A 5,356-nucleotide genomic window follows, 5' to 3' on the forward strand; every position below is an offset into this window, starting at 1 on the left:
AGGACGGCTGGCGCTTCGCCGCCGTCGGCCAGGGCTTCGACGGCGGCCTGGCCGCGTTGCTGACGCACTTCGGCGGCGAGGTCGAGGACGACGAACCGCCCGCCACGGCGCCGCCGGCCGGGCCGGCACGTGGCGCTGGAGGAACTCCGCATCGCCTGCGGCGTCTCCCGCGACGGCTCCCGGGCCAGCAACCTCCTGAAGGCGGCCCGCCGCCACGGCCTGACCGCCAAGGGCATGCAGATGGACGTGGCCGCCCTCGCCGAGGTGCGGCCGCCCGCCATCCTCTTCTGGGAGTTCAACCACTACGTCGTCCTGGAGGGAATCGGCCGCCGCCTCGGCCCCCTCGGCCCGCGCGGCGCCCGGATCAACGACCCGGCGCACGGCCGCAGGTTCGTGCCGCTCGACGAGTTCGACGCCGCGTTCACCGGCGTCGTCCTCGTCCTCGAACCGGGCCCCGACTTCCGGCGCGGCGGCCGCCGACCCGGCGTGCTGCGCGCCATGCCGGCCCGGCTGCGCGGCATGTCGGGCACCATGCTCGCCGTGGTGCTCGCCAGCCTGCTGCTGGTGGTCGCCGGCGCCACCGTGCCGGCGCTCAGCCGCACCTACGTCGACCTGTTCCTGATCGGCGGCCAGACGTCGGGACTCGACGTGCTGTTCACGGCCATGGCCACCACCCTCGCCGTCACCGCCACCCTCACCGCCGTCCAACAGGCCAACCTGCTGCGCGGCCGCGTCATCTCCGCCACCCTCGGCAGCGCCCGCTTCCTGCGCCACCTGCTCAGACTCCCCGTCTCCTTCTACTCCCAGCGCAACGCCGCCGACCTGGTGCAGCGCCTCCAGTCCAACGACACGGTCGCCGACGTCCTCGCCCGCGACCTGGCCGCCGCCGGCGTCGACGCCGTCGTCGTCCTGCTGTACGCGCTGCTGCTGTGGAGCTACGACCCGGGGCTCACCGTCCTCGGCGTGCTGGTCGCGCTGCTCAACGTCGTCGCCATGCGGATCGTGCTCGGCCTGCGCGCCACCGGCACCCAGAAGCTGCGCGCGGACAGCGCCCGGCTCACCAACACCTCCTACAGCGGGCTCACCCTCATCGAGTCGATGAAGGCCACCGGCGGCGAGGACGGCTTCTTCCGCCGCTGGGCGGGGCAGCACGCCACCACCCTGGACACCCAGCAGCGGCTCGGCGTGCCCAGCGCCTGGCTGGCCGTCGTCGCGCCCACCCTCGCCGCCCTCAACAGCGCGCTGATCCTGACCGTCGGCGGGCTGCGGGCCGTCGAGGGCCATCTGACAGTCGGCCTGCTCGTCGCCTTCCAGGCCCTGGTGACCAGCTTCACCGCGCCGATCACCCGCCTCAACGGGGTGGCCGGCCGGCTCCAGGACTTCGCCGCCGACGTCGCGCGCCTCAAGGACGTCGAGAACTTCCCCGTCGACCCCGTCTACGCCCGCCGCGAGCCGGCGCCCAGCACCCGCCGCCTCACCGGCCTCGTCGAACTCGACCGCGTCACCTTCGGCTACAGCCCCCTCGACCCGCCGCTGCTGCGGGACTTCTCGCTCACCGTGGGCCCGGGCCAGCGGGTCGCGCTGGTCGGCGGCTCGGGCAGCGGCAAGTCCACCGTCTCGCGGCTGCTCGCCGGCCTCTACTCGCCGTGGGAGGGCACCATCCGGGTCGACGGCACGCCGCTCGGCGAGATCCCGCGCGGCGCGCTCGCGGCCTCCGTCTCCTTCGTCGACCAGGACGTGTTCCTGTTCGCCGGCACGGTCAGGGACAACGTCGCGCTGTGGGACCCGTCCATCCCCGACGACGCCGTCATCGAGGCACTGCGCGACGCCGCCGTCTACGACGACGTGGTGGCCCGCCGCCCCGGCGGAATCCACAGCCGCGTCGAGCAGGACGGCCGCAACTTCTCCGGCGGCCAGCGGCAACGCCTCGAACTGGCCCGGGCGTTGGTGCGGCGCCCCAGCGTCCTCGTCCTCGACGAGGTGACCAGCGCCCTGGACGCCGCCACCGAGCAGACCATCATCGACAACCTGCGGCGCCGCGGCTGCGCCTGCGTCGTCATCGCCCACCGGCTGAGCACCGTGCGGGACAGCGACGAGATCCTGGTGCTGCACCGCGGCACCGTCGTCGAACGCGGCCGCCACGAACGCCTGTCGGCCGCCGGCGGCGCCTACGCGGCGCTGGTGCGGGAGCGTTGAACGTGAACGTGAGCGCGGGCGCGGGCGCGGGCGCGGGCGCGCCGTCCGATCCGGTGCTGGCGGCGCTCGGTGCGCTCGGAAGGCCCGTCGACCTCACCGGCACCCGCGAGGCGCCCCTCGAAGGCCCCCTGGTGTTGTGGCTGGTGGCGGCCGGCGCCCTCGACCTGTTCGCCGTCGACGCCGCCCGGCAGGGCCACCGCCACTTCCTCGGCCGGCTGCCCGCCGGCACCCTGCTGCTCGGCCCCGCGCCGGGCCCCTCCCACACGCTGGTCACCCGGCCGCTGCCCGGCAGCCGACTGCACCGCGTCGAGCTGCGCGAACTGCACCCGGCGGCGTACGAGGCGGCCTACCACGCGGGCGGCGGCTGGCCGAGCCCCGTCGAGGAGGCGTTCGCCCAGGGCATCGGGCGCGGGCTGCGGGTGCTGTACCAGGCGCCGCTCGGCGGCGGCGAGGACGACATCCTGTGGCCGTCGATCCCGCCCGGCAGCGTCCAGTACGGCGGCGACGGCACCCTGCTGATGGCCCCGGGCGTCTGGCGCGGCATGGTCGACCAGCAACGCCGGCTGCTGCACGCCCTCGACGGCTGGATCGGCGAGCTGGAACGCGCCCACGAGGACCGCACCGCCGCCGGTATCAAGGCCGGCGAGGCCGCCCGCACCGAGGCGAACCAGGCCCTGCTCGCCGCCATCGGCCGCACCTCGCGGACCCGCGGTGCCGGGGCGGACGTCGACGCCACCCTCGCCGCCTGCCGCCTGGTCGCCGCCGACGCCGGCATCGCCCTCACCGACCGGCCACCCGCGCCGTCGGACGACGCCTCCACTGGCCCCTCCGCCGGCCCCTCCGCCGGCACCTCCGCCGGCACCGACCCGATCGAGGCGATCGCCGTCGCCTCCCACGTCCGCACCCGCCGGGTCCGGCTCACCGGCCACTGGTGGCGGGAGAACGGCGGCCCCCTGGTCGGCCGACGCGCCGCCGACGGCGCCCCGGTCGCCCTGCTCTGGCACCGCGGCCGCTACGTCGCCGCCGACCCCGCCACCGACGAACGCCAGCCCGTCGACCGCGCCACGGCCGCCGACCTCGAACCGGACGCCGTGCTGCTCTACCGCCCGCTCCCCGACCGTCCTCTGGACCTGCCCAGGCTGATCCGCTTCAGCCTGCGCGGCACCCGCCGCGAACTGCGCGACCTCGCCGTCGGCGGCCTCGTCGCCGCCGGCCTCGGCGCCCTGGTGCCGATCGCCACCGGCCAGGTGCTCGGCGAGTTCGTGCCCCGCGGCGAGACCGGCCTCATCGTGCAGGCCGGCGTGGCGGTCGTCGCCATCGCCGTCGTCGCGGCCGTCTTCATGCTGCTCCAGAACACCGCCGTCCTCCGGATGGCGGGACGCGTCGAGGCCACTCTCCAACCCGCCGTCTGGGACCGGCTGTTGCGGCTGCCCGCCACCTTCTTCAGCGGCCGCTCCACCGGGGAACTCGCCAGCGCCGCGATGGGCGTCAGCGCCATCCGCCGCGTGCTGGCCGGCATCGGCTCCACCTGCCTCCAGGCCACCACCATCGGCGCCGCCAACCTGGTGCTGCTCCTCGTCTACAGCGTGCCGCTGGCGCTCGTCGCCCTCGCCATGCTGGCCACCGTCGCGACCCTCTTCCTCACCCTCGGCCTGTGGCAGCTCCGCTACCAGCGGCGCCTGGTGATCATCGGCAACCGCCTCAACAACCAGGCGTTCCAGACCCTGCGCGCCCTTCCCAAGCTGCGCGTCGCCGCCGCCGAGAGCTTCGCCTACGCCGCCTGGGCCCGCGAGTTCGCCCGCACCCGCGACCTCCAACAGCGCGCCGGCCGGATCGCCAACACCATCACCGTGCTCAACGCCGTCTGCCTGCCGGTCTGCACCCTGGTGATGTTCATGCTGCTCGCCGGCCCGGCCCGCGGGTCCCTGTCGGCCGCCGAGTTCCTGACCTTCCACACCGCCGCCACCATGCTGCTGTCCGCCGCCACCCAACTGACCGGCGCGCTGCTGTCGGCCGCCGCCGTACTACCGATGTTCGAGCAGGTCAGGCCGATCCTCCAGGCCGTCCCCGAGGTGACCACCGGCGCCGACACCCAACCCGCGCCGCTCACCGGCCACCTGGAGGCCCGTGCCGTCTCCTACCGCTACGCCGAGGGCGCCCCACTCGTCCTCGACGACGTCGACTTCGAGGCGCGCCCCGGCGAGTTCGTCGCCGTCGTCGGCCCCAGCGGCTGCGGCAAGTCCACCCTGCTGCGGCTGCTCATCGGCTTCGACGACCCGCTCACCGGCAGCGTCCGCTACGACGGCCAGGAACTGGCCGCCCTCGACCGGGCCGCCGTCCGCCGCCAGTGCGGCGTGGTCCTCCAGAACGCGGCGCCCCTCACCGGCTCCCTCCTCGACTGCATCCGCGGCACCGGCTCGTACACGCTGGAGGAGGCGTGGCAGGCCGCGGCGCTCGCCGGCCTGGCCGAGGACATCAAGGCCATGCCGATGGGCATGCACACCATCCTCTCGGACGGCGGCTCCACCGTCTCCGGCGGCCAGCGACAACGCCTCATGATCGCCCAGGCGTTGATCCGCAGGCCGCGCATCCTGTTCTTCGACGAGGCGACCAGCGCGCTGGACAACGAGGCCCAGCGCGTCGTCACCGCCGCCACCAGGGCGCTGCGCGCCACCCGGATCGTGATCGCCCACCGGCTCTCCACCGTCATGGACGCGGACCGGGTGCTCGTCATGTCCGAGGGCCGGATCGTCCAACAGGGCCCGCCAGCGGCACTGTTGGCCGACCACACCGGGCTCTTCCACGAGCTGGTGCGCCGGCAGATGGCGTGATGGTCCCGATGACTGAGCCGGCCGAAACCGGAGAGACGAGCCCCATGCAAGACCAGCCCCACCCCGTGAACGACACGGCCCTGTTGGCCCGGGCCCGCGACGGCGACAGCGCCGCCTTCGCCGAGCTGTACCGCCGACACCGGCGCACGGTGTGGCTGCACGCCAGGGGCGGTGGCCTCACCGACCAGGCCGCCGACGACCTGACCGGCGAGGCGTTCACCCGCACCCTGGCCGCCGTCCGCGCGGGCGGCGGCCCCCGCACCTCCGTCCGCGACTACCTGCTGGCCATGGTCCGCCGGATGGCCGCCGGCCGCCGCGCCACCGTCCCC

Annotated in this window: 3 protein-coding genes; all 3 read left to right on the forward strand. The window is 75.0% G+C overall.

Annotated elements, in window-relative coordinates; translation table 11 throughout:
- The first annotated feature begins 129 nt into the window (after window positions 1–129).
- Window positions 130–2,196, forward strand: a complete 2,067-nt coding sequence (locus E1283_RS31190) for an NHLP family bacteriocin export ABC transporter peptidase/permease/ATPase subunit (protein WP_132821531.1) — start codon at window positions 130–132, stop codon at window positions 2,194–2,196.
- A 2-nt stretch (window positions 2,197–2,198) separates the two neighbouring features.
- A complete protein-coding gene (locus E1283_RS31195; protein ID WP_132821532.1) occupies window positions 2,199–5,027 on the forward strand; it encodes an NHLP bacteriocin export ABC transporter permease/ATPase subunit in 2,829 nt (942 codons plus the stop codon).
- 65 nt (window positions 5,028–5,092) lie between these two features.
- Window positions 5,093–5,356: RNA polymerase sigma factor (locus E1283_RS31200; RefSeq protein ID WP_425086261.1), on the forward strand; the 264-nt coding region annotated here is incomplete at its 3' end.

This window comes from Streptomyces hainanensis (genome assembly GCF_004348415.1).
Taxonomy (GTDB): domain Bacteria; phylum Actinomycetota; class Actinomycetes; order Streptomycetales; family Streptomycetaceae; genus Streptomyces; species Streptomyces hainanensis.